This window comes from Octadecabacter antarcticus 307, from assembly GCF_000155675.2.
Taxonomy (GTDB): Bacteria; Pseudomonadota; Alphaproteobacteria; order Rhodobacterales; family Rhodobacteraceae; genus Octadecabacter; species Octadecabacter antarcticus.
The window spans coordinates 794,031-819,126 of the sequence record NC_020911.1; the positions used below are offsets into that span (position 1 = coordinate 794,031).

The 25,096-nt window shown below is 54.7% G+C and carries 21 protein-coding genes and 3 pseudogenes; 15 read left to right on the forward strand and 9 right to left on the reverse strand.

Annotated features, from left to right (window positions below):
- Positions 1-200: 200 nt before the first annotated feature.
- The gene (locus OAN307_RS04130) at positions 201-1,760 is read right to left on the reverse strand and encodes a 2-isopropylmalate synthase (RefSeq protein ID WP_015498585.1); all 1,560 of its coding nucleotides are present in this window, start codon (positions 1,758-1,760) and stop codon (positions 201-203) included.
- Positions 1,761-2,065: 305 nt separating this feature from the next.
- Between OAN307_RS04130 and OAN307_RS04135 the strand changes: the two genes are divergently transcribed.
- Both OAN307_RS04135 and OAN307_RS04140 read left to right on the forward strand, forming a co-directional pair.
- Positions 2,066-2,722: an SDR family NAD(P)-dependent oxidoreductase gene (locus tag OAN307_RS04135; RefSeq protein WP_015498586.1), complete on the forward strand. Its 657-nt coding sequence runs from the start codon at positions 2,066-2,068 to the stop codon at positions 2,720-2,722.
- 140 nt (positions 2,723-2,862) lie between these two features.
- Positions 2,863-3,312, forward strand: coding sequence for an N-acetyltransferase (locus OAN307_RS04140; protein ID WP_245540965.1), 450 nt, complete (start codon positions 2,863-2,865; stop codon positions 3,310-3,312).
- 144 nt (positions 3,313-3,456) lie between these two features.
- Here the strand turns inward: OAN307_RS04140 and OAN307_RS04145 are convergent, their stop codons facing one another.
- From OAN307_RS04145 to OAN307_RS04155, 3 genes and pseudogenes are all read right to left on the reverse strand, one after another.
- A complete protein-coding gene (locus OAN307_RS04145) occupies positions 3,457-3,765 on the reverse strand; it encodes an EthD family reductase (RefSeq protein ID WP_015498588.1) in 309 nt (102 codons plus the stop codon).
- 471 nt (positions 3,766-4,236) lie between these two features.
- A pseudogene (locus OAN307_RS04150) lies at positions 4,237-5,255 on the reverse strand (IS110 family RNA-guided transposase).
- A 100-nt stretch (positions 5,256-5,355) separates the two neighbouring features.
- Positions 5,356-6,795 carry an MORN repeat-containing protein gene (locus OAN307_RS04155; protein ID WP_015498590.1) on the reverse strand — a complete coding sequence of 480 codons (1,440 nt, stop codon included), beginning with the start codon at positions 6,793-6,795 and terminating at the stop codon, positions 5,356-5,358.
- A 147-nt stretch (positions 6,796-6,942) separates the two neighbouring features.
- On the opposite strand from OAN307_RS04155, the gene OAN307_RS04160 reads away from it, so the two are divergent.
- The 6 genes and pseudogenes from OAN307_RS04160 to OAN307_RS29375 all read left to right on the forward strand — a co-directional run bounded on the left by OAN307_RS04160 (position 6,943) and on the right by OAN307_RS29375 (position 11,969).
- On the forward strand, positions 6,943-8,613 hold the full coding sequence (locus OAN307_RS04160; protein WP_044043186.1) for an NAD+ synthase: 1,671 nt from the start codon (positions 6,943-6,945) through the stop codon (positions 8,611-8,613).
- Positions 8,614-8,700: 87 nt separating this feature from the next.
- Complete coding sequence (locus OAN307_RS04165; RefSeq protein ID WP_044043188.1) at positions 8,701-9,312, forward strand: hypothetical protein; 612 nt, start codon at positions 8,701-8,703, stop codon at positions 9,310-9,312.
- 10 nt (positions 9,313-9,322) lie between these two features.
- Entirely contained in the window at positions 9,323-9,556 is a 234-nt protein-coding gene (locus OAN307_RS27700) for a hypothetical protein (protein ID WP_144055496.1), read from the forward strand.
- 80 nt (positions 9,557-9,636) lie between these two features.
- Positions 9,637-9,973, forward strand: a pseudogene (locus tag OAN307_RS31125) (helix-turn-helix domain-containing protein); the annotation flags it as partial.
- Positions 9,974-10,144: 171 nt separating this feature from the next.
- Positions 10,145-11,712: pseudogene (locus OAN307_RS04170) on the forward strand (IS256 family transposase).
- Positions 11,713-11,810: 98 nt separating this feature from the next.
- Positions 11,811-11,969, forward strand: a complete 159-nt coding sequence (locus OAN307_RS29375; protein ID WP_217564379.1) for a helix-turn-helix domain-containing protein — start codon at positions 11,811-11,813, stop codon at positions 11,967-11,969.
- A gap of 488 nt (positions 11,970-12,457) precedes the next feature.
- On the opposite strand, the gene OAN307_RS04175 is transcribed toward OAN307_RS29375, so the two are convergent.
- The 3 genes from OAN307_RS04175 to gloB all read right to left on the reverse strand — a co-directional run bounded on the left by OAN307_RS04175 (position 12,458) and on the right by gloB (position 16,683).
- Positions 12,458-13,414, reverse strand: coding sequence for a M23 family metallopeptidase (locus tag OAN307_RS04175; RefSeq protein WP_015498593.1), 957 nt, complete (start codon positions 13,412-13,414; stop codon positions 12,458-12,460).
- Positions 13,414-15,735 (reverse strand): ATP-dependent Clp protease ATP-binding subunit ClpA, encoded by a 2,322-nt coding sequence (gene clpA / locus OAN307_RS04180; RefSeq protein WP_015498594.1) that lies wholly within the window; start codon positions 15,733-15,735, stop codon positions 13,414-13,416. The genes OAN307_RS04175 and clpA overlap by 1 nt, the downstream gene beginning before the upstream one ends.
- Before the next feature lie 186 nt (positions 15,736-15,921).
- Entirely contained in the window at positions 15,922-16,683 is a 762-nt protein-coding gene (gene gloB, locus OAN307_RS04185; RefSeq protein WP_044044468.1) for a hydroxyacylglutathione hydrolase, read from the reverse strand.
- 90 nt (positions 16,684-16,773) lie between these two features.
- On the opposite strand from gloB, the gene OAN307_RS04190 reads away from it, so the two are divergent.
- Positions 16,774-17,520, forward strand: coding sequence for a class I SAM-dependent methyltransferase (locus OAN307_RS04190; RefSeq protein WP_015498596.1), 747 nt, complete (start codon positions 16,774-16,776; stop codon positions 17,518-17,520).
- A gap of 20 nt (positions 17,521-17,540) precedes the next feature.
- Here OAN307_RS04190 and OAN307_RS04195 read toward each other — a convergent pair whose 3' ends face one another.
- Positions 17,541-18,005, reverse strand: a complete 465-nt coding sequence (locus OAN307_RS04195) for a hypothetical protein (RefSeq protein ID WP_015498597.1) — start codon at positions 18,003-18,005, stop codon at positions 17,541-17,543.
- Entirely contained in the window at positions 17,965-19,143 is a 1,179-nt protein-coding gene (locus OAN307_RS25055) for a hypothetical protein (RefSeq protein ID WP_015498598.1), read from the reverse strand. Before OAN307_RS25055 ends, OAN307_RS04195 begins: the two co-directional genes overlap by 41 nt.
- 391 nt (positions 19,144-19,534) lie before the next feature.
- Between OAN307_RS25055 and OAN307_RS04205 the strand changes: the two genes are divergently transcribed.
- From OAN307_RS04205 to OAN307_RS04230, 6 genes are all read left to right on the forward strand, one after another.
- Positions 19,535-20,101 carry a F0F1 ATP synthase subunit delta gene (locus tag OAN307_RS04205; protein WP_044044469.1) on the forward strand — a complete coding sequence of 189 codons (567 nt, stop codon included), beginning with the start codon at positions 19,535-19,537 and terminating at the stop codon, positions 20,099-20,101.
- On the forward strand, positions 20,101-21,639 hold the full coding sequence (gene atpA / locus OAN307_RS04210; protein WP_015498600.1) for a F0F1 ATP synthase subunit alpha: 1,539 nt from the start codon (positions 20,101-20,103) through the stop codon (positions 21,637-21,639). Before OAN307_RS04205 ends, atpA begins: the two co-directional genes overlap by 1 nt.
- A 17-nt stretch (positions 21,640-21,656) precedes the next feature.
- Positions 21,657-22,526 (forward strand): F0F1 ATP synthase subunit gamma, encoded by an 870-nt coding sequence (locus OAN307_RS04215; RefSeq protein ID WP_015498601.1) that lies wholly within the window; start codon positions 21,657-21,659, stop codon positions 22,524-22,526.
- A gap of 21 nt (positions 22,527-22,547) precedes the next feature.
- Positions 22,548-23,972 (forward strand): F0F1 ATP synthase subunit beta, encoded by a 1,425-nt coding sequence (gene atpD / locus OAN307_RS04220; protein WP_015498602.1) that lies wholly within the window; start codon positions 22,548-22,550, stop codon positions 23,970-23,972.
- Between the two features lie 32 nt (positions 23,973-24,004).
- Positions 24,005-24,406 (forward strand): F0F1 ATP synthase subunit epsilon, encoded by a 402-nt coding sequence (locus tag OAN307_RS04225; protein WP_015498603.1) that lies wholly within the window; start codon positions 24,005-24,007, stop codon positions 24,404-24,406.
- 150 nt (positions 24,407-24,556) lie between these two features.
- The gene (locus tag OAN307_RS04230) at positions 24,557-24,856 is read left to right on the forward strand and encodes a hypothetical protein (RefSeq protein ID WP_044043195.1); all 300 of its coding nucleotides are present in this window, start codon (positions 24,557-24,559) and stop codon (positions 24,854-24,856) included.
- Positions 24,857-25,096 lie beyond the last annotated feature (240 nt).

The following is a 25,096-nucleotide window of genomic DNA, read 5'->3' on the forward strand; positions in this document are numbered from 1 at the left end:
GTGCGTGGGCATTGGGGGGAAGAGGGATTAATAGAAGGGGTACGCGCTATTCCGCCGCGATCTCGCCGAAAATAATGTCGCTTATGGGCTGGTCTTGCGCATCATGTCGGATGGACCTTGAGGCTCAGCCGGGTAAACCTACGCATTCACCGTGCATGGCGCAGCGACGACGAGCGCCGCTGCAACCGTTTTACGCAAAATTACTCGCCCGCGTCTGTGTAGCGAATTTCGGGCGTGTCCACCCCAGGCGCGGTTTTTTCACGACGCACCAATAGGCGATTGAGCGCATTGATGTAGGCCTTGGCGGACGCCACAACAGTATCTGTATCCGCCGACTGGCCCGTCGCGATGCGCCCGTCTTCTTCCATGCGGACTGATACAGTCGCTTGCGCGTCTGTGCCTTCGGTCACTGCGTGGACCTGATACAATTGCAGGCGGGCATCGTGTGCAAACAACGCCTTGACCGCATTAAAAGTTGCATCCACGGGGCCGTCGCCTGTGGCAGACTTGCTGTGGTCGCTACCATCAATTTCCAGAACCATATCAGCTTTCTGCGGGCCATTCATGCCGCAGACGACGGTCAGGTCCTTCAACTTCAAACGGTCGTCTTCGGTGCTGTTCTGACGGACCAGTGCGATCAGGTCGTCGTCAAAAACTTCCTTCTTGCGGTCGGCCAAATCTTTGAAGCGCACGAACACGTCTTTGAGTTCGTTGTCGCCCATTTCAAAGCCAAGTTCCGACAGTTTTGCACGCAAAGCGGCGCGGCCTGAATGTTTGCCCAGCGGAAGGGTGGTGCCGGATAGACCGACGTCTTCTGGGCGCATGACCTCAAACGTTTCGCGGTTTTTCAGCATGCCGTCTTGATGGATGCCGGATTCATGGGCGAAGGCGTTCTTGCCGACTATTGCCTTGTTGAACTGCACCGGAAACCCGGAAACAGTGGCCACACGGCGTGAGATGTTCATGATCTTGCGGGCGTCGATTCTGGTCTCAAACGGCATGATATCCTTGCGGACCTTCAGCGCCATCACCACTTCTTCGAGGGCGGTGTTGCCTGCACGTTCGCCCAAACCATTAATTGTACATTCAATTTGGCGCGCACCGCCCTGAACGGCTGCCAGCGAATTCGCCGTCGCCATCCCAAGGTCATTGTGACAATGGGTCGAGAATATCACCGTATCGGCGCGGTCCACTTCGGCAATCAAACGCTTGATCAGATCGGCGGATTCAACGGGTTCAGTGTACCCAACGGTGTCGGGAATGTTGATTGTCGTCGCGCCCGCCTTAATCGCGATGTCGACCGTACGTTTCAGAAAACCCCATTCCGTACGCGTCGCGTCCATTGATGACCATTGTACGTTGTCGCACAGATTACGGGCATGGGTTACGCAATCGTGAATGCGCTCCGCCATTTCATCCATGTCGAGATTCGGGATCGCGCGGTGCAGCGGTGAGGTGCCGATGAACGTGTGGATGCGTGGGCGTTGGCTGTGTTTAACTGCCTCCCAGCAGCGGTCTATGTCTTTAAAATTTGCGCGTGATAACCCGCAGATCTGTGCTGTTTTGCTGCGCTTTGCAATTTCAGACACCGCGTTGAAATCCCCCTCTGATGCGATAGGGAATCCGGCTTCAATGATATCGACACCCATCTCATCAAGCATCTCTGCGATTTCGACTTTTTCGTCGTGAGTCATGGTCGCGCCGGGGGATTGTTCCCCATCACGCAGGGTCGTGTCAAAGATCAGAACATGATCAGTCATTTAATTAATCCCTTGTTTTCCTTAGGTTTTCTTGGCGCGTCCTACCCTCTGAGCGGTCGCACCGAAAGGCACGCTCAGAGGCGACTAAGGAGGAGGCCGAGGATGGCCTGAATATGAGCGATAAACGTCATACTGTTGATTATACGCACGCGGGGCTATTTGAAAAGGGGAGAGTTGTTATAATGTGCAGCAGGGCTGCATTTGATATTTGTTTGGGGCGCTGCCCCCGGCCTTCGGCCTCCCCCGGGATATTTATGAGACAAAGACAATTGGACGAATACGTTGTTCAAGTTAGATAGATAGTTATGAAAAATGCTTTGGTCATTGGCGCTTCGGGTGGAATTGGATCTGCCGTCATGCGAGAATTGGAGGCGCGTGGTTACGTCGTCACGGGTGTGTCACGCGGGGATGGGTTGGATGTGACCGATCCGGATTCGGTGGCGCGAGTTTTGGGCGGGCTTACAGGGTCGTTTGAGGTGGTGTTTGTCGCCATCGGCACCTTGGCTGCGGGCGGCGCGCCAGAGAAGTCTTTGGCGGCAATCGATGCGCGGCGGATGGGTGAAATCTATGCGGTGAATGCCATTGGGCCTGCCTTGATATTGGCGCAACTGGACCGGATCATGCCGCGCGATGGGCCATGTTTTGTTGGAGTTCTGTCGGCGCGGGTTGGATCAATTGGCGACAACAAAATCGGCGGTTGGCATTCGTATCGTGCGTCTAAGGCAGCTGCAAACCAGATCGTACGTGGGGCTGCGATTGAGCTTGGCCGCAGGCGTCCCGAAGCGGTGATTGTGGCTTTGCATCCCGGCACCGTAGAGACAAAATTTACCGCTAATTATAAGGGCCATAAGATGATGCCTGCGCCGGAAGCAGCGGAGAACTTGTGTGACGTTTTATTGGGATTAGACGCCCGTCAATCCGGCAGGTTCTTTGATTATGCGGGAGCCGAAGTGGCGTGGTGATCCGCGTTCAAAGGGGCGCATCAAGGCGAAACTAGCAGTTTTTTACGAAATATATTGAGCAATTTTCGGTTTGTATAAAACTATTCGGTATAGATTTGGTTGGTGAGCCGAGGATTGCCGTGGGTTTTGAGTTTCGAAGGTTGACAGAACATGACCCCGTTTTGGGCGAGGCGTTGGGCGTTATTCGCGCAGCGTTTGCGGTTATGGAAGGCCGGATTGATCCGCTGTCGTCGCTAGGTGATTTGACGTCAGAGTGTCTTTCGCAGAGTGCGGCGCAGGCCGAAGTTTGGGTGGGTGCCATGACAGCATCTGACCCCGTCGCCGGAACGGTGATCCTGACGCCAAAAGACAAGGTTCTTTTTGTTGGCAAACTCGCCGTGCGCGAACACCGCATGAGGCTGGGTCGTGCGGTGATGGCACTGGCCGAGGCGGGGGCGTCAGGGTTTGGTTGGCTTGAACTGCAAAGCCGCGTTGAGTTGGTGGAGGTTAACGCGATGTTCAAGGCGCTTGGTTTTCGCGAGGTTGGGCGTACAACGCATGAGGGATATGTGCTGCCGACGTCGATTTTGTTTCACAAAGTGTTTGGATGATTTGGCAATGTGAGCTTCGAGCCTTCTGCACGTGTTTTCGAAGGCGCGGCCAAAGTTGGATATTGCATAAAACCACAAATTTTTGATTATTTATGCCAAGTAGAAACTGCCCGCAACTTGGTCACGGACAGACGAAGTACGTCGTTATGTGATGACTTCACCGATCAACATCTTCGGTTCGGTCTTTGTGAAATTTGGGATGTCAGCAAGCACTGGGCCAGCGACTTCAAGAGTGGCTTGCAGATTGTCCATGCTGGTGAAAATCATTGTCGCGACCACGTAAAACCCGGCTGGAACATCTGGGCCTCCGGCAAAACTTTTTGAAATGCTCGTACTGTCGATGTGTTCACCCATATGTTTACCAACAAGCGGGATATAAGTTGTTGTGTAATAGTCGTGATCAAATTGTGTATCGCCACCTACGGGATAAAGAACTTGCGATGAAACGGACACAAAATTTCCTTTTTTGGGTTTTTTTACGCAAGGCTTAATTGATCAAGTTGATTTGGCCATCAAAAATGATTGAGAAATGTAGTGCGGTTTGTGAAAATCTTCACACAAATGTTGGCATGTCAAATTCAGTGGCCCGCAGAGAAATCTGCCGATCGTTGTAATGAACGGCATGTGCGAAGTACCAAGGGTAGCAATTTTTGCAAGTGCAGCGAATTCACACTTTGTCCTGTGTGGATGGCTCCTACTTAGCAAGACATTTCTGATGCGATTTATGTTTGTCAGATGCGGTCTTGTGTCCGGGCTGTTGGCGCGGATCACTTGGCCGCTGGCCCTGATGGTTTTCATAAACCAAGTCCCATTCTGCTCATCGAACAACGTGCGTTCAGGACAAAGTACGGTGTATCTAGGTTCTAGGGCTGACAAGTTTTCCATCACTTCATTGGCCTTGCTATCTCTGTGTTTCGGTATGGGTCAGATTGTTCTGATGCGGTAAGGTTCGTTACGGGGTGGGACGGCCCAAACCATGCGAGCAGTTTTATTCGCCATCGCGACGGCGGCCACTTTGCCGGGTTTTTGGGCCATGATGTCCGCGAACCATGGGTCATATCGCTCGGGGTTTTTGGTGATCTGGCGCATTCGGGACATCATGCTGAGAACCAGTAATCGTCGAATGTATCGATCCCCCATCTTTGATATACGTCCCAATCGCTCTTTACCGCCGCTGGAACGACTTAGAGGTGTGAGGCCAAGCCAAGCGGTAAAATCACGACCTGTGCTGAACTGTCTACCAGTGCCAATCGTGGCCACGATGGCAGAAGCTGTAATCGGCCCTATGCTAGGGATCGTTTGCAAAAGGGCGACGCGATCTTAGAGTCGTGCCATATGCGTCATCTCTTGGGTGTAGTTTGCAATCTTCCCATGCAGGAACAAAAGTTGCTCACAGAGTTCAGCGATCCCACCGCCTGCGGTGTCAGGCAGATCAGGACATTCGCCTCCGAATTGGCGCTTTGCAAACTGAGTGGCGTGGCCGACACCTTGCGGGAACACGGTGCCAAATTCGGCCAATTGCGCGCGCAACATATTGACGGTTTGCATTCGCTGTCGAACCACAATGTCCCTTGTTCAATGCTATGCCAGAATTGCTTGCTGATCTGGCGCCTTGATCTCGACAAATCGCATCGTCGGCTGTGTTACAGCCTCACAAATGGCCTCTGCATCAGCCGCATCAGATTTACCGCGTTTGATGTAGGTCTTCACATAAATGGGTGGGATCAGTTTTGCGTCGTGGCCGATGTGAACAGTTCGCGCGCCCAATGATGGCTCGTGCCGCATGCTTCAATTCCGACGAGGCAAGGTTCAAGGCATTCAAAGAACTTCAGTAATTGCGCACGCCGTAGTGCGCGATTGAAAACAACATCGCCGTCATCAGTGATGCCGTGAACCTGGAAAATGTTCTTGGCTAAATCTAGATCTACTGTCGTAACTCGCATCGGGTGGCTCCTCCGCTGAGCAATTTCTGACAACTGCAGTATGGCGTATTACGACACCGATGGGCGCAAGAGCCATCCATCCCATCTGCAGGGCAGACGGTCACTCGGTCGCCACACCTTCACCCACAACGCCATCCGTGGCCGGATTGTTTGCGCCCTGCATGACCAATGCGCCGTCTTGCCATTCGCCGTCGGCCATTTGACCGGAGGCCGCGTAGGTCATTGTGCCAATCCCTTGGCGTCGACCGGAGCGGAATTCGCCTGAGTAGACGTCACCATTGGTATATGTCGCAACGCCGAGGCCAGCAATTTCACCGACGGTCCATTGGCCTTCGTAGGTAAAACCATCAGCCATCGTAATTTTGCCGGTCCCATCGCGTTGGCCGTTCGCGAATGCGCCTTCATAGATCGTGCCATCGGCGTAGGTTGCCGTGCCAAACCCGCTGCGCTGTCCGTCTTCCCAATCGCCGACATAGATGTAACCGTCGGCGTAGCGCATCGTGCCTGTTCCATGGTTTTTCGCGTTGAGGAATTCGCCTTCGTAGACAAGGCCATTGGCGTAGGTTGCGATGCCTGCGCCGTTGATGACACCAGCCTCCCAGCGGCCCTCATAGGTTGAGCCATCGGGGTAGGTTATTTTGCCTGTGCCATGGGCGAGGTCGTCCATGAAGGTGCCCACGTAGGTGGACCCGTCCGGATAGGTGACTTCGCCGGTCCCTTCGATTTGGCCGTTCGACCATTCACCTGCGTAGCGGTATCCGTCTGCGCCTGTGAACGTGCCGTCACCGTTGCGCAGGTCGTTTGCAAAGCCGCCCGCGTAAACGTCGCCGTTTGCGAAGGTCACTGTGCCGACGCCTTGGCGTTGACCTGCCACGAGGTCGCCTTCATAGATATCGCCGTTGGGCTGGATCAAGCGGCCTGTGCCCTCAATCTGGCCAGCGGCCCATGTGCCGTCATAGACCAGACCGTCCGGCATGGTCAGGGTGCCGACGCCTTGGCGTTCGCCGGCTGCCAATGTACCGTTGTAAATGGCACCGTCGGGGTAGGTGATCGACCCTTCGCCTTCTTTGACGCCGTTGACCCATGGGCCAGCGTAGATGTAGCCGCCAGGGCTGGACATGGTACCTTGGCCGTGGTGCATCGCATTTCTAAAGTCACCCTCATAGATCACGCCATTGTCGTAGCGCGCGATGCCGCGTCCGGTGATTTTACCGTCGATCCAGTCGCCTTCATACGTTCCGCCATCAGCGAAGTTGATGACACCGAAGCCTTCGGGTTTTCCGGCGGCGAATTGACCTTCGTAAATCGACCCGTTCGGGAATCGCGCTGTGCCCTTGCCGCGAATTTCGCCCTCAAACCATTCGCCGTCGTATTGGTAGCCGTTGGGAAGGGTGTAGGTGCCCTGACCGTGCTGCAAGCCGCCCAAAAACTGGCCTTCGTAGATGCCGCCGTCGTCGTATTGTTTTGTCTGAACGGATTGCGCCAACGCAGGCGTTGCCATCAGCAGGGCGGCGATCAGGTGCGGCGTAAAGCGCTTCATATCGGGCTTCTTTCATGCGGAATTTGAGGCAGGATAGGGGGAAGGGGGCGCCGTGACAACTGTGGTTCTACGTGGCTTTTGCGTCTTCGGCTTTCCCTTGCCGGTTTGTGTGATTATGTGGGGATAATATATGTGAAAGGTGACCCCATGAGCGACCGTTTCCGCCTGACGATGGCGCAGTTGAATCCCACTGTTGGTGACATCACAGGCAATGCTGAAAAGGCGCGCTTTGCATGGGAGCAGGGGCGCGCTGCGGGGGCTGACATGGTCATGCTGCCGGAGATGTTTTTGGTCGGGTATCAGCCGCAAGATTTGATCATGAAACCCGCATTTGAACGTGAAGTTGCGGCTGAGTTGGAACGGCTGGCGGCGGATTGTGCAGATGGTCCGATGCTTGGGATTGGTGGGCCGTTTCGGGAAGGCGACAAGCTGCACAATGCGTATTTTGTTCTGAAGAATGGGAGGGTTATTTCCACGACGCGCAAATATTTCCTTCCTAACTTCAATGTCTTCGACGAGGTCCGCCTGTTCAGTCGCGCTGATATGCAAGGGCCATTTAATACGGGGGAGGACGCAGGGCCGCTGCGGATTGGAACACCGATTTGCGAAGACGCATGGTATCCGGATGTCTGCGAGGCGATGGTGGAAAGTGGTGCGGAATTGTTGCTGGTGCCAAATGGCAGTCCGTATTTTCGTGATAAATTCAGCGTGCGCCTGAACAATATGGTCGCGCGCGTGATCGAAAATGATGTTCCGCTGGTCTATCTGAACATGGTCGGTGGGCAGGACGATCAGGTGTTTGATGGCGGGTCGTTCGTGTTGAACCGCCACGGCGCGTTGGCCGTGCAGATGCCGTGGTTTGAAGACGCGATTGCCCACGTTGATTTCGTGCGAACGGATGCTGGGTGGGTCGCCGAAGACGGTGACAAACACCTTGAACCGAGCGCGTTCGAAACCGATTACGCGGCGATGGTGCTGGGACTGCGTGATTACATGGACAAGACCGGATTCAAGAAAGTCCTGCTAGGCCTGTCTGGTGGCGTGGATTCGGCGATTGTTGCCGCGATTGCGGCAGATGCGTTGGGGCCGGATAATGTGCGCTGCGTGATGATGCCGTCTGAATACACGTCAGATGCGTCTTTGGATGACGCCAAGGCTGCTGCTGCGGCGCTGGGCGTGCGCTATGATATCGTGCCGATCGGTGCTGTGCGGGCGGCAGTGACGGAGACGTTGGCGCCATTGTTTGCGGACTTGGACGAGGGGCTGACGGAAGAGAACATACAGTCACGTATTCGCGGGTTGTTGTTAATGGCGCAGTCTAACAAGTTTGGCGAAATGCTGCTGACGACAGGCAACAAATCAGAGGTCGCGGTGGGATATGCCACGATCTACGGTGATATGTCAGGTGGATATAACCCGATCAAAGACCTTTATAAAACGCGGGTGTTTGATATTTGTCGCTGGCGGAATGTAAATCATCGTCCTTGGATGAAGGCGTCCGCAGGTGAGATGATTCCTGTGGCGATCATCGACAAACCGCCAAGTGCGGAATTGCGCGATGACCAGAAAGACAGCGACAGCCTGCCGGAATATGACGTGTTAGATGGCATTTTAACGATGTTGGTTGACGATGACGCCAGCGTCGCGGACTGCGTCGCGGTGGGCTATGGTCGAACGGTGGTAAAAAAAATCGAACACCTGCTTTTTATCAGTGAATACAAACGGTTCCAGTCTGCACCGGGGCCGCGGTTGTCGATGAAAGCGTTCTGGCTGGATCGCAGGTATCCGATTGTGAACCGCTGGCGTGATGACGGTTAACGCAAAGTTTTCGCAGTTGCGATAAAGTTTGGTCACAAATTGCTGTCAGGATGTTTGGGAAACCGAAAGGACCAGACATGACACCAATTGCCCTTTATCCCAGCGACAGATCGCACAAAAAAAACGGCTGCGATAGGTGCGTTCAATCTGTTTATGGCCTACCAGATGTACAGTTGGGTGCCTGATATGTCGGGCTGGGTTCCGGCGCTTATGGCGTTGATCGGGGCCGGTTTGATTGCGCTTACCGCATGGAGGTACACCATCCCAAGGCCGAGTTTTGCGGCGGATGTGAGCGGCTTTTCAGTGATGGGCAAGAAGAAACGCAGTTGGGACGAATATGGTGGCGTCAAGTTACGGACACTGCGCATCGGGTTTTTTCCTATTGGTAGCTGGGTCATCGTAAAGATTGGAAAATCGGTACATGGGTCGGTTCATATCAAAGTTACACACCTGAGCGCGCCTGTGTCAGACATGGCGGCCGAAATTAACGCCTACGCCAAACATGCGCGGCGGGCGCAGGATTTGACGCTGGCGTTGGCCGCAATACCGGCAACGCAGCTGATCGGTGAAGGTACGCAACCAACAGGACGCTGCCGCGCCGACCCAATGGCGCCGGCTTTTCAAGGCGGTAATTCTAGCCCTGCCCAATCAGTGCGGACCATTTCAGAGCGTCTTTTTGGCCGTCGAAAGGTGATCTGATGCGGCTGATGTGACAACTTCCCTCAAATTGGGAGGACACCACAGGGCGGATGCAGATAACAAAACCCAATCCACCGATGTTGACGAGCGTACGTTTATCGCGGCAATTGAACTTCCGGTCGGGCGTGCGGATGCGGGGGTTCTAGATGCGATGTTTCTGCGTGTAACGGGGGGCAGCCGCGTATTTGTGGGCCGAGCATCATTGACTATGGGCACATTATTCCACCTGTGCAAGCGGGCGTGAGGGGGATGGACCGCTACGAGCGGCGGCTTCAACTGATCGGCGCAACACTGTAATCTTTTTGGAAGGATCGAGTGTGCCCTATGAAGTATCGTCGCCGCGTGTTTTTCACAGGCAAACAGAAATCGGATATCGGGGATCGATGGCAACGGGGGGGCGATGAGGTCGATTGGGCGTGGTTTTGAGCGTTCATCATTGTCGATTTATGCGCTCCTTGCGCGCACTGTGTGGCATTCGCCCACCAGATTCCGTCAGGTCCCGCTTGGTGCTGACCCTGACGGAACGCGAAGAGATATCACAGGGTCTGACCGGGGTCTGATCGGGCCGTTGTCTTTGCGATCGATTGCCCGAACGTTATGGCGTTCGATCTCAACTATCAGCAGAGAGGTGAGACTTAATGTTGGCAGTGCTCAAAACCGCGAGCCCAGTCTGATATTGTTGCGTGAGATCCACTGCCCCCCTCTCGGGCAGTGGACAGGGTCTTGCGAAGCAATGCCTGAGTCATAGCTGAAAGTTTGTGACGGCCCTGATGGGCGGCATATCATGGCGTTGTTGACGCGCCGCATTCTCATTGAGTAAGGGATATGCCACATGACCAAGAATACAGTTATCGACTTCACGAAACCAAGCGATTTTTCACCTGATCCGTTGACAGATGTGCTGCGCGCAGGAGCACGGGAGCTTCTGGCCACTGCTGTGCGCGCTGAGGTGTCGGAGTTTCTGGAAGGTCACGTCCACCTTTTGAACGACGAGGGTCGCCAGCGGCTGGTGCAGCATGGCTTTCTGCCGGAGCGCGAAGTTATGACCATTGCCCCCTCTCGGTCATGCAAAGCATGGCCTGTCGGCAACGGGACAGGCGATTGTGAAACAATCTGCCGAGAAGGGGGATCGGCAAGGTGTCAGTCCAGGTTCCTCGGGTGCGCGACCGTGGTGCAAACGCGGATGGTATGAAGGTCCATTTCAACGCGTCGCTTATCCCGCCCTATTTGCGCAAGGCAAAGTCTGTGGCGGAATTGCTGCCATGGCTTTACCTCAAGCACTGCCCGGCAGGCGATGCTTGCATCGCCGAGAGGGGGCATCTCGACGGGGGACTTCAGGGAGGCTCTGGCTTCGTTGGTGGGCCCGCCTGCCGAGGGGTTGTCGTCTTCGACAATCACACGTCTTAAGGCAACCTGGTGGGACGAGTATAAGGCCTGGCGCAAGCGCGATCTGACCTGTTGCCCGGCAGTGCATGCGTCGCATGCATGAGAGGGGGGCAAGCGCTACGCCTACATCTGGGCGGACGGTGTCTACTTCAACCCGCGCCTGGACGATGATCGTCAATGTATGTTGGTGATTATTGGCGCAGACGAATACGGCGACAAGGATGTTCTTGGTATCATGGATGGGTTCCGCGAGAACGCGGACAACCCCCTCTCACACATGCAAGCATGTGTTGCCGCTCAACGGGCGTGATCTTCTTCGGAGCCTGAAAAAACGGGGACTGATGATTGCGCCCGATCTGGCCTGTGGCTCCTCCTCACGTGACATTGTTGCACAATGCACTGCCGGGCAATGGATGGTGCCCTGGGCTTTTGGACCGCATTGCGGGACGTGTATCCGAGCACACGCGAACAACGCTGCTGGCTCCACAAGATGGCCAACATCACGGGCGCGATGCCGAAGCCCTACATGAAAAGCCCACGGCAGGGCTGCAAGACATCTGCCCTCTCAGGCATGCAAGCATGCCCTGCCGGGTCATAGATGGCCGCAACAAAGAAAGAGGCCATCGTCGCCTTTGATCTGTTTGTGGAAACCGACGGCGTGAAATACGAGCGGGCTATCAAGAAGCTGACCAAAGATCGTGACGCGTTGCTTACCTTCTACGACTTTCCAGCCAAACACTGGAAGCACATCCGCACGACAAATCCGATTGAAAGCGTCTTTGCCCCAGTCCGCAATCAGACACGCAAAACCAAAGGCTGCCTGAGCCGCAAAACCGCCCTATCTATGGTCTTCAAGCCGATGATCCTTCGCGGGACATTGCTGCGCAATACCCTGTCAGGCAAGGGGCAGCCAAGAAGAAATGGCGAAAGCTCAGCGGCACAAACCGACTGCCCGAAGTCATGCAAGGGGTTGAGTTCAAGGACGCGATCAAGCAACCTCAGAACGCCGCCTAATCACACCGTCACCAACTTTCGCGCATAACTCGATAAATGGCCTTGGTGAGGCTCTTGATCACGCTTAGGGCTTCAACACGAATACCCTAGAACACACGGTGACTGTCCATAAGATTGATGTAAGGGCAGTTCGGGAGAGCTTGCGACTTACACAAGAAGAATTCGCGCTACGCTTCGGGTTTGACCTCGGAACCCTACGGGGTTGGGAGCAAGGGCGGTTCATCCCGATGGAACGGCTCGCGTTCTTCTTAAGGTAATTATGAACGCACCAGAAGACGTTGAACGCGCTTTGGCGACTGCATAACTGGTGCTGGCCCTTCATTGGGCCAGCTGCCACAAACACCCATCCGACCCAAAACCCTGCACCACATGCTCGCTATCCCTAAGCCGACACAGCGCCATATAGGCCCGCTGCACGGCACTCTTGCGCGACACTCCCACAAGTTCAGCTTGTGTAGTTAGCAACGTCTGAGGTTGTGCACGGAAGCAGTTCCAGCACGATCCGCCTGCACTTACCACGCGATAACGGCCTATCGTGCATGCGCCGTGGCCTATCAACCCCGCTCGGTACCATTATTAGGGCCTCTACGTGCTCCCTTGCATCACCAGTGCTATACAGCGCCAACAGCGCGTTGTTGATGGTTCTATTCTGCATGCCCCATTGTGATTCACATGGGCGGAAAGATCAGCTATATTGTCGGTGCGTTTGATACATAAGGCCGGATATTTTCGAGACAAAGGCAGATTAGGGCAGGCTGATTGTCGTGCTCAATCGGTCCAATTCAATCCCATCGCGGTTGTGTGTGACGACGCCGTCGTAGGTGCCTGTTGGCCAGCCGTCTTCTGGCGGGTTGAGGCCGCCAGCGCGCATGAAAAGCGCTTGCACACGGGTTAGGACATCGTCGGTTTGGAACAATGCGCCATCCGGTCCGTCGATCGTGATGGTCACCACGTCGCCGGTCTGCGCGCCGAACGCAAACGCCCAAAGGACGATCGGGGCATCGGCGGATAAAAATGTAGCGGCGGCGGTGCCTGCTTTGACACTATCATAGTCCGGCACGTCGTCGGCAAAGCCGATACTGAGCACTCCGCCAGCAGGCGTGTCCAATCGGATGTCCCACAACGTATTTTCGCCGACTCCGCCACAGATAATATCGCCCTCTGGTGCGAATGGATCAACAATCGCACCGCTGCGGCGCACCGAAATATGCACATGAGGGAATTGGGTGCGGCCAGAAAGCCCAACTTGGCCAAGGATATCGCCTGGCGCAACTTGGTCGCCTGTCACTACCACAACACTGCCTTCTTTCATATGACAATACTGAGTTTCCCAAGCGCCGCCATGTGCGACGACGACACCATTCCCACAATCACGCCCATTGATTTCTCCAGCGAGGTCAGAAGTATAAAGGGCGTCGCGCATATCATTGCGCACGCCGCGCACGGTTCCAGCAGCTGAGGCAAGTACATCGACGCCAACGTCCATCGCTGACAGCAATGGCAAGCCAAAATCAGTGCCCTTGTGACCGTCATATGTCAGCGACCCACATTGGAAATCCAACGCAGCCTCGGACGGGTCATTGTCGACGTAGTTTTGGATATAGCAGGTGTCGCCCAAGGTGCAGTCGATGGGTAGACCGAGTCGTAGATCCTGCGCCACGGCTGGTGTGGCGCAGGTTATCATCAGTGCAATGGCACGCATCAATCCGCCGCAAGGAGCGGTGGTTTGTCTTTTGAGATGCGAACCTTTTCAGGGGGCTCGATTTGGAGATCAAGTTTGCCGTTTTTCATGCCAACCTTGACATGACCACCTTTGGCCAGAGTGCCGAACAGTAACTCTTCGGCCAATGGTTTCTTGATGTGTTCTTGGATCGTACGGCCCAGCGGACGCGCGCCCATTTTGTCATCATACCCTTTATCCGCAAGCCATTCCGCAGCAGGTCGGGTCAGTTCGATAGACACATTGCGATCCATCAATTGCGCCTCTAGCTGGAGGACAAATTTTTCAACCACTTGCAGGATGATCTCTTTTCCAAGCGGGGCAAAGCTGACGACCGCGTCCAGACGGTTGCGGAATTCTGGCGTGAACGTGCGTTCAATCGCAGCCGTGTCTTCGCCTGTGCGACGTTCACGGCCAAACCCGATGGCTTCTTTTGCCATTTCGGACGCACCAGCGTTCGTAGTCATGATGATGATGACATTGCGGAAATCCGTTGTCCGGCCATTATGATCGGTCAGTTTTCCGTTATCCATAACTTGCAACAGAATATTGTAGACATCCGGATGGGCCTTTTCCATCTCATCAAGCAGCAAAACACAGTGGGGGTTTTGATCGACGCCGTCGGTCAACATTCCACCCTGATCAAAGCCGACGTAGCCAGGAGGGGCGCCGATGAGGCGGGAGATTGAATGCTTTTCCATATATTCCGACATATCAAAGCGCAGAAGTTCAACGCCCAGCGTGTCGGCCAACTGTTTGGCAACTTCGGTTTTACCCACACCAGTTGGACCTGCGAACAGGTAGTTACCAATGGGCTTTTCGGGCTCACGCAGTCCAGCGCGCGCCAGCTTGATCGCAGAGCTTAGCGCGACAATCGCGTCGTCTTGGCCGAACACCACACGTTTGAGGGAAGATTCCAAATCCTTGAGAACCTCGGCATCATCCTTGGACACGTTTTTGGGTGGGATGCGGGCGATCTTCGCCACAACAGCCTCAATTTCTTTGGTTCCGATGGTCTTGCGACGTTTGCTTTCGGCGACCAGATGCTGAGCTGCGCCCGCCTCGTCGATGACATCGATGGCTTTGTCGGGCAGCTTGCGGTCGTTAATGTAGCGGGCTGACAGTTCCACGGCTGATTTGATCGCATCGGCAGTGTATTTGATCTGATGATGATCTTCGAAATAGGTCTTGATGCCTTTGAGGATCTTGATCGAATCCTCAACGGAGGGCTCATTGACATCAATCTTCTGGAACCGCCGCGCCAAAGCACGGTCTTTTTCAAAATGTTGACGGAATTCTTTGTAGGTTGTGGATCCCATACAGCGCAGCTTGCCACCCGCGAGCGCAGGTTTCAGCAGGTTGGACGCATCCATGGCCCCGCCGGATGTTGCACCAGCGCCAATGATTGTATGGATCTCGTCGATGAACAGGACCGCGTCGTCGTGATCTTCAAGTTCAGTCATGACCGCCTTCAGGCGTTCCTCGAAATCACCACGGTAGCGGGTGCCGGCCAGCAGTGCGCCCATATCAAGGGAATAGATTGTTGTGCCTGCGAGAACCTCCGGCACTTTGGATTCAATAATCTTACGCGCCAAGCCCTCGGCGATGGCAGTTTTACCGACGCCGGGGTCGCCCACCAAAAGCGGGTTGTTTTTGCGGCGGCGGCACAGCACCTGAATGCAACGCTCAACTTCGTGATCGCGGCCAATCAGCGGGTCAACGTCACCTTTTTGTGCTTTGACGTTCAGATCGACGCAATATTTGGCCAGCGCGCTTTCGTCCTTGCTTGATTCCTCTGCCGATTCAGCTTCGTCGTCTAGTGTTGGTGCGCCAGTGACCGGCCGACTTTCGCCAAATGCTGGATTTTTCGCGACACCATGGGCAATGAAGTTTACTGCGTCATAGCGGGTCATGTCTTGGTCTTGCAGAAAATAGGCTGCATTGCTTTCGCGTTCAGCAAATATTGCGACAAGCACATTGGCACCAGTCACTTCGGTGCGCCCAGACGACTGCACATGGATCGCGGCGCGCTGGATGACACGCTGGAAGGCAGCCGTTGGCACTGCTTCGGATCCTTCAACGTCCGTCACTAGGGTCGACAGATCGTCTTCGATGAAATCCTCAAGTGTTTTGCGCAACTCTCCCAGATCAACCGAACATGCTTTCATCACGCGGGCCGCATCGGGTTCATCGATCAACGCGAGCAAGAGGTGCTCAAGCGTGGCGAGTTCATGTTTACGCGCGTTGGCCAGCGCCAAGGCGGAATGGATTGACTGCTCAAGCGTCGTGGAAAATGATGGCATGTTGCGTGCTCCTTCTGATCGGGGTCTGCTGGGGGTCGCGGCCCATCCAAACCGTGGTCTCTTATGGTTAAGTTTTGCCTTATTCAGTCTTGCTTCAAGGAAAAAAATTCCACAAAGTTGTTACTGGGTCGCGATTGTGACGTCTAAGGCTCTGTTTTATTGACGATTATGCTAAATTCTGGGCGGTCAGAAATTATCTCGTTTCTTGCGGATCTCGGTGAAGACGTCGGTCGGGTCGCTGTTGGTCATGCCAAAGGCGGTTTGCAGCGCGGGAACGTCGGCCCGCAGAAAAGGGTTTGTGCGCTTCTCAACGCCGAGGTCTGAGGGCACGGTAGGTTGCTTCTCCGCGCGGGTTCTGGTGACTTCTTCTATACGAGAGATAAGGTCGGAATTGTCCGGTTCAATAGTTAATGCGAAACGGGCGTTGGTTTGGGTGTATTCGTGGCCGCTGCAAACACGGGTCTCATCGGGTAGGGCGCGCAATTTTAGCATGCTTTGCCACATCTGGGCGGGCGTGCCTTCGAATAGTCGGCCACATCCAAGGGCCATCAGACTGTCGCCGGTGAACAGCACGTCGGACGTGGCAAAATGCAGTGCAAAATGGCCGATCGTGTGGCCTGAAACATCGAAAACCTGCGCAGCTTCGCCGCAGATCGTGATTGTATCTCCCTCAACCACAGCTAGATCAATCGGCGGTAAGCGGTGAGCGTCTGCCGCCGCGCCGATCACACGGGCCGATCCGCGCAATGGCTCTAGTCCGTCAACATGATCCCCGTGGTGGTGCGTCAGAAGGATGTCCGTCAGTGTCCAGCCCTGCGCGTCCAACGCCGCTTGAATGGGTGGAGCGTCGGGAGCGTCGACCAATAAGGTCTCTTTCGTGCGGGCATTGTGCAACAAGAAGGCATAATTATTCGCAAGACAGGGAATGGTCACAAGTTCGAGGGGCATGGTGTTGTCCAATCCTGTTGGTATTGTGATGGTGACGTGTTGCCTGTTCGTTTTGACAGTTTGGGGCAGTATGGGCTGATTGGGGCGAAAATGCATCTAGATGTGCACGATCTTCGGGAATTTTACTACCGCAGTCCACTGGGCCGCGCGGCACAAAAGGTCGTACGGGATGAATTGGTGCGGTTGTGGCCCGAAGCAAAGGGGCAAACGGTCGCGGGGTTCGGGTTTGCGGTGCCCTTGTTGCGGCCTTATCTTGCGGACTCGCGGCGGGTCATTGCGCTGATGCCCGGTCCGCAAGGCGTTATGCCGTGGCCTGACAACAAGCCAAACGTTAGTGTGCTCTGCGAAGACACGCTCTGGCCGTTGGCGTCTGGCAGCGTTGATAAATTGGTGCTTTTGCACGGGCTGGAAACGTCCGATACTCCCATGGCACTGCTGGATGAATGCTGGCGTGTACTTGGGCCAGGGGGACGCGCGGTGTTTATTGTACCCAATCGAACCGGGCTTTGGTCGCGGTCCGATGCAACGCCGTTCGGCTTTGGGCGGCCCTATTCGCTGGGTCAGTTGGAAAAACAGCTGCGCGATGTCGGGCTTATTCCTGTCAATACGTTGTCCACGTTGTATCAGCCCCCATCCGCGCGCAAAATCTGGCGACAATTTGCGAAAGCGATGGAAGGTGCTGGGCGCCACATTCCTGTCTTTGCAGCGGGCGGCGTTTTGATGGTCGAAGCCGCCAAACAAGTCCCGCAGCCAAGACGCCCCGGTCTGGCAGAGGCAGTCAAACGCCCCCTTCGGGTACTTGAGGGCATGGGCGGGCCAGTGGTGAAACCGGCCTAGGGCATGTCTCTTGGTGGCGCTTAGCCCAACACGATCTGATCAGCGGTGACGCCGGTGGTCCCGTCAAGGCGGATCACAAGGATACTGACATCGCTGTCGTTGGCGCGGGCTTCATACGAGACCACAATGTCTGTAAACGCTCCGCCAGCGTCTTTGCGGACACTAATGTCGTTCACATTTGTGCCGTCGATGTTTTCGGGTCTGACTCGAAGGATATCTTCATCTGGATCAAAGTCGTTGATCTGCAAATAGATGTCATCAGGCGGGGTGCCATCGAGACGGAAATGGCCAATTTGGAAAGTATCTGCGCCAGCACCGCCTTGTGCGAATGCGGTTCCGTCGCCGTCGTTATATGGGTGACTCGTGTAAGTAATGGTATCGTCGCCGTCGCCACCAATTGCTGTGCCGCTTGCGTAAACGGAAATGGCGTCATCGCACGCGCCGCTATCCGCGGTTGAACCCTTTTCTTGCGGTAAGTCTGTCATTGCCTTCATCGCCAAAAAGTTCGCTGTCGCCCGATCTCTCGTACAGAACGTCATCGCCAACCCCACCATAGAGCCTTGATCCACTTGAATAATGTGCCTCTATCAGGTCGTCTCCCTCATCCCCGTAAGCGGCACCGCTTCGATGAAAGATCTCAATGTTGTCGTTGCCTGTGCCGCCGTTCACGTTGCCACCAAAGCTGAGTATGTTATCAACACCTCTGCCACCATTGATAACGCTCCCCCGAATCGAGCCAAACATGCGGATGCGGTTATCGCCAGCACCGCCGTCAATCGTCGACCCGCCTTCCTCGATTTTGATGAGGTCGTCGCCGTTAATGATGGCACGGACACCGCAGGCATGGGCGAAGTCGTTGCCATCACCGCCTTCGAACACGACGTTGGCAACTTCGCTGAGCAGCACATCGTCGCCCGCTGCACCATTTACGGTGATGCCGCCCGCATCGGCGGTAAGCCAGTCAATTCTGTCTGTCCCGATGGTATCCTCAGTCACTAGGGTTTCTGTGACGCCGTTGCGTGTTACGAGACATCTTTCTTGTAGGTATGACGTCAGAGCTCGGTTGTCGAAGCCCGACTCTAGATAATAATACCCCGCGTCGCGGTTCGCGGTCAATTCGGGCAGGCCGTCGGTCATGTTCTCAGGCGACGCAAATGTGTCAGCTTCCGCCAAAAGATGATGAGGCCCCAAGAGCGTGAGGCCAAAATGTTCTTCGAAGTCACTCAGAAAGTAGTTGCTTTGAAAGCCGCCAAAGTCGCGTTCACCCGGAATATCACCTGCAGTTTCTGATGTATTATCAGGCCAATCGACACCGTCGGGAACAAGATAGTAGCGGGCCTCATGCATGGGTATGTAGGTGCTTGGTTCGCTGTTAACACTAACATCGACGTACGTAATAACTGCAAGGCTGCGGGTTTCCTTTTCACCAAATTCAATCGCCACGACGTCGTCGGTTTCTGAGAAGCTCGCGCCGAGTGTGTCCGGATTTACAGGGTTCACGGAATCGGCCGGGTCAGTAACGTCGTCCGCCCCATCGTCGACCATGTCTTCGTCCTGCCCCGTCATCAACGGTATCAAAAAAAACGCGCCAAATATAAGCGCCATTAAGGCGGCAGGACCCATCTGAAGAATTCCCTTGTTGCGTCAAATACCGTTCGAATGTGTTTGATCTTCGGAACCGCGTCAGTTGTCGTAAGTAGCGAAGGACGGCACCTTCCATAGCAGGTGTAAAAGAATCGCTATAAAATGCGGCATGTCTTTGCAAAGATAGCGTAAAGAAAGGGGTTCGTGGCGCTGGGCAGCACAGATCGTCACGGCACAAGGGCCTAGCCCAGCTTTGGGTCAATATACAAAGGGGGTTTCAGTCTTAATAAATTGCGCCCCTATTAGGTTGCCCCAACAGAAACGCTCTGCTACATCCGCCATGATTTTGCCGCCTCGCGATAATGCGAGGCATGATTTTGACGTCTTGTGATTCCCGATGCGGGTGGCAGGGCGCCTAGACTTCGAAAGGGTGGACGTGTCTGAACCAGCTTCGATTTCCTCCGGCATTGCCGCGCGTTATGCCACCGCCGTCTTCGATCTTTCGAAAGACGCCAAGGGCCTGAAAGCGCTTGAAACTGATATTGACGCCTTGGGTGCGGCTTTAGATAGCAGCGACGATCTGCGCACCTTGATTTCTTCGCCGCTGTATAGCCGCGTGGAACAAGGCGGTGCCATCGGTGCCGTGGCCAAAAAAATGAAACTCTCAAAGACTATGGCCAACACGCTGGCGCTCATGGCGTCCAAGCGTCGCTTGTTTGTGGTTCCGCAGATGATCGCGTCGTTGAACGCTAAAATCGCACAAGAAAAAGGCGAGGTGACCGCTGATGTGGTCTCTGCCAAGGCGCTGACAAAGCCGCAATCTGCTAAGCTGGCGAAAACGCTTTCTGCGTCCTTCGAGGCTGATGTTAAAATAAATGCGACCGTTGATGAAACCCTCATCGGTGGTCTTATTGTTAAAGTTGGGTCCAAGATGATCGATACGTCGGTTAAATCAAAGCTCAACGCTCTCCAGAACACTATGAAAGAGGCCCGGTAATGGCGATCCAAGCTGCGGAAATTTCCGCGATCCTCAAGGACCAAATCAAGAATTTCGGCCAAGAAGCCGAAGTCGCAGAAGTTGGCCGTGTGCTGTCCGTCGGTGACGGCATCGCGCGCGTGTATGGTCTTGATAATATTCAGGCTGGCGAAATGGTTGAATTCCCTGGCGGAATTCAGGGCATGGCGCTGAACCTTGAAGCCGACAACGTCGGTTGCGTGATCTTCGGGTCTGACCAAGCCATTAAAGAAGGCGACATCGTTAAGCGGACGAATGCCATTGTGGACGTTCCTGTCGGTGACGAACTGTTGGGGCGCGTCGTTGACGGCCTTGGCAACCCGATTGATGGCAAAGGCCCGATCAAGACAACAAAGCGCGCCGTTGCTGATGCAAAAGCGCCCGGTATTATCCCGCGCAAATCGGTCCATGAGCCGATGGCGACTGGCCTGAAATCTGTCGATGCGATGATCCCGATTGGCCGTGGCCAGCGCGAATTGATCATTGGTGACCGCCAAACTGGTAAGACAGCCATCGCGCTCGATACGATCTTGAACCAGAAATCCTACAACGCAGCCGCTGGCGACGATGAAGGCAAGAAATTGTACTGTGTCTACGTGGCCATCGGCCAAAAACGTTCCACAGTGGCTCAGTTGGTCAAAAAGCTCGAAGAAGCTGGCGCGATGGAGTATTCTATCGTCGTGGCGGCGACGGCATCTGACCCGGCGCCGTTGCAGTTCCTTGCACCCTACGCCGCAACAGCCATGGCTGAGCATTTCCGCGACAACGGTCGTCACGCGCTGATCATCTATGATGACTTGTCCAAGCAGGCAGTTGCCTATCGCCAGATGTCCCTTCTGCTGCGTCGCCCACCGGGCCGCGAAGCCTATCCTGGTGACGTGTTCTATCTGCACTCCAGATTGCTTGAACGGTCTTCGAAGTTGAACGAAGACAACGGTTCTGGTTCTTTGACAGCTTTGCCAGTCATCGAAACCCAAGGTGGTGATGTGTCCGCGTTTATTCCAACGAACGTGATTTCCATCACTGATGGTCAGATCTTCCTTGAAACCGAATTGTTCTATCAGGGCATCCGTCCCGCGGTGAACACCGGTCTGTCGGTTTCCCGTGTTGGTGGTTCTGCCCAGACATCTGCAATGTCGTCCGTTGCTGGCCCCGTGAAACTGTCCCTCGCGCAGTACCGCGAAATGGCAGCCTTTGCGCAGTTCGGTTCTGATCTGGACGCATCGACTCAAGCATTGCTGGCCCGTGGTGCCCGTCTGACAGAGCTGATGAAGCAAAAGCAATATTCACCGCTGACCAATGCCGAAATTGTCTGCGTCATCTTTGCTGGTACAAACGGCTACCTCGACATAGTTGCAGTGGCTGATGTTGCCAAATGGGAGGCTGCGTTGCTCAAGCATATGCACGCCAACCATGCTGACGTGATTTCTTGGATCACCAACGACGATCCAAAAATCAAAGGTGATGCCGCTAACCGTCTCAAAGCTGCGCTCGACCCGTTCGCCGCTGATTTCGCTTAAGGGAAGGATGACGCCAAATGGCTAACCTTAAAGTCCTTAAAAACAGGATCGCGTCGGTCAAATCGACCCGCAAGATCACGAAAGCCATGCAAATGGTCGCCGCTGCAAAATTGCGGCGCGCTCAAGAAGCGGCTGAAATGTCCCGTCCCTACACGGAACGTTTTAACGCTGTGATGGCTGGTCTTGCATCGTCAGCCGGTGGTGAGGGCGCGCCCAAACTTCTTGCGGGGTCGGGGTCCGACAACGTGCAATTGCTGGTTGTTATGACGTCCGAACGTGGACTGTGCGGTGGTTTCAACGGCAATATTGCCAAGAATGCCAAAGCGCACGCACGCGATCTGCTCGCCGCTGGTAAGACTGTGAAGATTATCACGGTTGGTAAAAAAGGCCGTGACGCGTTGCGCCGCGACTATAGCGATTACTTCATCGCGCATGTGGACCTGTCTGACGTAAAACGTATCGGCTATGAAAACGCCCAAGACATCGCCCGCGATGTCCTGTCCCGTTTTGACGCCGAGGAATTTGACGTTGCAACGATCTTTTATGCAAAGTTCGTCAACGTCGTGTCCCAGACGCCAACAGCACAGCAGATTATCCCGTTCGAAGCGCCCGATGGTGCCGAGGCAGATAGCACGCTCTATGACTACGAGCCCAGTGAAGAAGCGATCCTTGCTGATTTGCTGCCACGCGCAGTTGCGACACAAATTTTTGCGGCCCTGTTGGAAAACGGCGCATCCGAGCAAGGTGCTCGTATGTCTGCCATGGACAACGCGACCCGCAACGCTGGTGAGATGATTGATAAACTGACGATCCAATACAACCGGTCCCGTCAGGCCGTCATCACCAACGAGCTGATTGAAATCATTTCCGGCGCGGAAGCGCTGTAAGAAAACCGGAGAGTAACGACAATGGCAAACGCAAAAGGCAAAATCACCCAGGTGATCGGAGCCGTGGTGGACGTGCAGTTCGACAAGGAACTGCCTGCGATCCTGAACGCGCTGAAGACAAGCAACAATGGCAAGGACCTCGTCCTTGAAGTTGCGCAGCACCTTGGTGAGAACACAGTTCGCGCCATCGCTATGGATGCAACTGAAGGCCTTGTTCGGGGTCAAGAAGTGGCCGACCAAGGTTCACCGATCACGGTTCCAGTCGGTGTCGGTACGTTGGGTCGTATCCTGAACGTCACAGGCGATCCTGTTGATGAAAAGGGCCCAGTGAAATCTGATCAGCGTCGCTCGATCCATGGTGAAGCGCCTAAGTTCGAAGACCAGTCCACTGCGACTGAAATCCTTGTGACAGGCATCAAGGTCATCGACCTTTTGGCGCCCTACACTAAGGGTGGTAAAATTGGTCTGTTCGGAGGTGCCGGCGTTGGCAAAACCGTTTTGATCATGGAATTGATCAACAATATTGCGAAGGTCCACTCTGGTGTGTCCGTGTTCGCTGGTGTTGGTGAGCGCACCCGTGAAGGGAACGATCTGTACCATGAGATGATCGAATCCGGCGTTATTAACCTTGAGAACCTCGAAGAATCCAAGATTGCACTGGTCTACGGCCAGATGAACGAGCCTCCGGGTGCGCGTATGCGTATCGCTTTGACGGGCCTGTCCCTCGCTGAGCAGTTCCGTGATGACACGGGCTCAGACGTTTTGTTTTTCGTAGACAACATCTTCCGCTTTACACAGGCTGGTTCAGAGGTTTCGGCGCTTTTGGGTCGTATCCCGTCCGCCGTTGGCTACCAGCCAACACTGGCCACCGACATGGGCGCGATGCAGGAACGTATCGCATCCACCAAAGGCGGGTCTATCACGTCTGTTCAGGCCGTCTACGTGCCTGCGGATGACTTGACTGACCCAGCACCAGCCACATCGTTTGCGCACCTCGATGCGACAACCGTTCTGGACCGTGCAATTTCTGAAAAAGGCATCTATCCGGCTGTGGACCCACTTGGTTCCACATCTCGCTTGCTTGATCCACTTATCATCGGTGACGAGCACTACAAGGTGGCGACCGACGTTCAGCAAATTTTGCAGCGTTACAAATCCTTGCAGGACATCATCGCGATTTTGGGCATGGACGAATTGTCCGAAGACGACAAAATGACCGTGACACGCGCCCGTAAACTTGAGCGTTTCTTGTCCCAGCCATTTGACGTCGCCAAAGTGTTCACGGGTTCCGACGGTATTCAAGTGCCACTGGAAGACACGATCGCAGCGTTCAAAGCGGTTGTCGCGGGCGAGTACGACCACCTTCCAGAAGGTGCGTTCTACATGGTCGGCGGCATCGAAGACGTGAAAGCCAAAGCTCAGCAAATGGCTGCAGACGCGGCTTAATCTTGGGCGTAATCGGACGATAGGAGCCTAACATGGCAGACTTTACATTCGATCTGGTCTCTCCTGAACGCCGTTTGGCGCAGATGGACGCGACCGAGGTTCAGATCCCAGGTGCGGATGGGGACATGACGGCAATGGCCGATCATTCGCCTACGATTACAACGCTGCGCCCAGGTATCCTCGCTGTGACCCATTCGGGTGGCGTCGCTGAATATATTGTGTCCGGCGGATTTGCTGAAATCACCGCAACTGGCGTTTCAGTTCTGGCAGAAAAAGCGTTTTTGCGCACCGAAGCAAAGCGTGAGCACATGGACAAGCTGGTCGCAGACGCGACTACGGCGGTTGAGGCCGCGAAATCATCCGGCAACGGCGTTGACGAAGCAGAATTGACCTTGCACCACATGTCCGAAATGGCGCGCATCCACGTCGATTGATTGGGTGCGAATTTGGAATTGAGGATTGGCGTCCCACCGCGGGGCGCCATTTTTCGTTTAGGGCAATGACTGATTGACTGCTCTGCCGGACTTTTCTACGGCGCGTTGGCTGAAGCTTGAAAATAAGTAGGCTTCCCCATCCTGTCGCGGATGAGCGACAAAGTTACCCCTATCACAACTGACCGGCTTCTCGTGCGGCCTTTGGTAGCAACCGATTTGGATGCTGTGTTTGGTATTTTGGGTTGTAAGCGGACCTGTGGTGGTCGTGTCTTTGGTTCGAAGGCGGCTCTGGCGTCAACTGAAATTGCGCTGCGGCGACTTGATCACGTGACAGCAACGATCAGAAATACGAAGGTTGCATCGTTGCGCGTTGCTGCAAAAGCCGGACTAAAACCGAGTAGGCAGAGTTTCTCGGACGATCCTGAGCTACTGTCGTTTGCTTCTGATTGATAGAGCCAGGTTCGATAGAAATCGCCGATCTAAGCGGGCATTCGTCGCGGGCCTGATTTTTAGGTTTGCCGCACTTGGGGGCTCAACGGCTCAAAGGGTGAATTTAGGACGGACCTGCACCAAATCTTAACGAAATCTGAACTGAGCGTTTTGTACAAAACTGTTAAAACTGAATGGTCTGACAGGTGGGAGCTTTCACTCTGCTGACACAGAGCTGTCAGTTTGCCGCCATTTTTGCGC

Coding starts and splice junctions, on each gene's coding strand:
- OAN307_RS04130 (WP_015498585.1), bottom strand. CDS start 1,760: ATGACTGATCATGTTCTGATCTTTGACACGACCCTGCGTGATGGGGAA.
- OAN307_RS04135 (WP_015498586.1), top strand. CDS start 2,066: ATGAAAAATGCTTTGGTCATTGGCGCTTCGGGTGGAATTGGATCTGCC.
- OAN307_RS04155 (WP_015498590.1), bottom strand. CDS start 6,795: ATGAAGCGCTTTACGCCGCACCTGATCGCCGCCCTGCTGATGGCAACG.
- OAN307_RS04160 (WP_044043186.1), top strand. CDS start 6,943: ATGAGCGACCGTTTCCGCCTGACGATGGCGCAGTTGAATCCCACTGTT.
- OAN307_RS04175 (WP_015498593.1), bottom strand. CDS start 13,414: ATGCGTGCCATTGCACTGATGATAACCTGCGCCACACCAGCCGTGGCG.
- clpA (WP_015498594.1), bottom strand. CDS start 15,735: ATGCCATCATTTTCCACGACGCTTGAGCAGTCAATCCATTCCGCCTTG.
- gloB (WP_044044468.1), bottom strand. CDS start 16,683: ATGCCCCTCGAACTTGTGACCATTCCCTGTCTTGCGAATAATTATGCC.
- OAN307_RS04190 (WP_015498596.1), top strand. CDS start 16,774: ATGCATCTAGATGTGCACGATCTTCGGGAATTTTACTACCGCAGTCCA.
- OAN307_RS04195 (WP_015498597.1), bottom strand. CDS start 18,005: ATGACAGACTTACCGCAAGAAAAGGGTTCAACCGCGGATAGCGGCGCG.
- OAN307_RS25055 (WP_015498598.1), bottom strand. CDS start 19,143: ATGGGTCCTGCCGCCTTAATGGCGCTTATATTTGGCGCGTTTTTTTTG.
- atpA (WP_015498600.1), top strand. CDS start 20,101: ATGGCGATCCAAGCTGCGGAAATTTCCGCGATCCTCAAGGACCAAATC.
- OAN307_RS04215 (WP_015498601.1), top strand. CDS start 21,657: ATGGCTAACCTTAAAGTCCTTAAAAACAGGATCGCGTCGGTCAAATCG.
- atpD (WP_015498602.1), top strand. CDS start 22,548: ATGGCAAACGCAAAAGGCAAAATCACCCAGGTGATCGGAGCCGTGGTG.
- OAN307_RS04225 (WP_015498603.1), top strand. CDS start 24,005: ATGGCAGACTTTACATTCGATCTGGTCTCTCCTGAACGCCGTTTGGCG.
- OAN307_RS04230 (WP_044043195.1), top strand. CDS start 24,557: ATGAGCGACAAAGTTACCCCTATCACAACTGACCGGCTTCTCGTGCGG.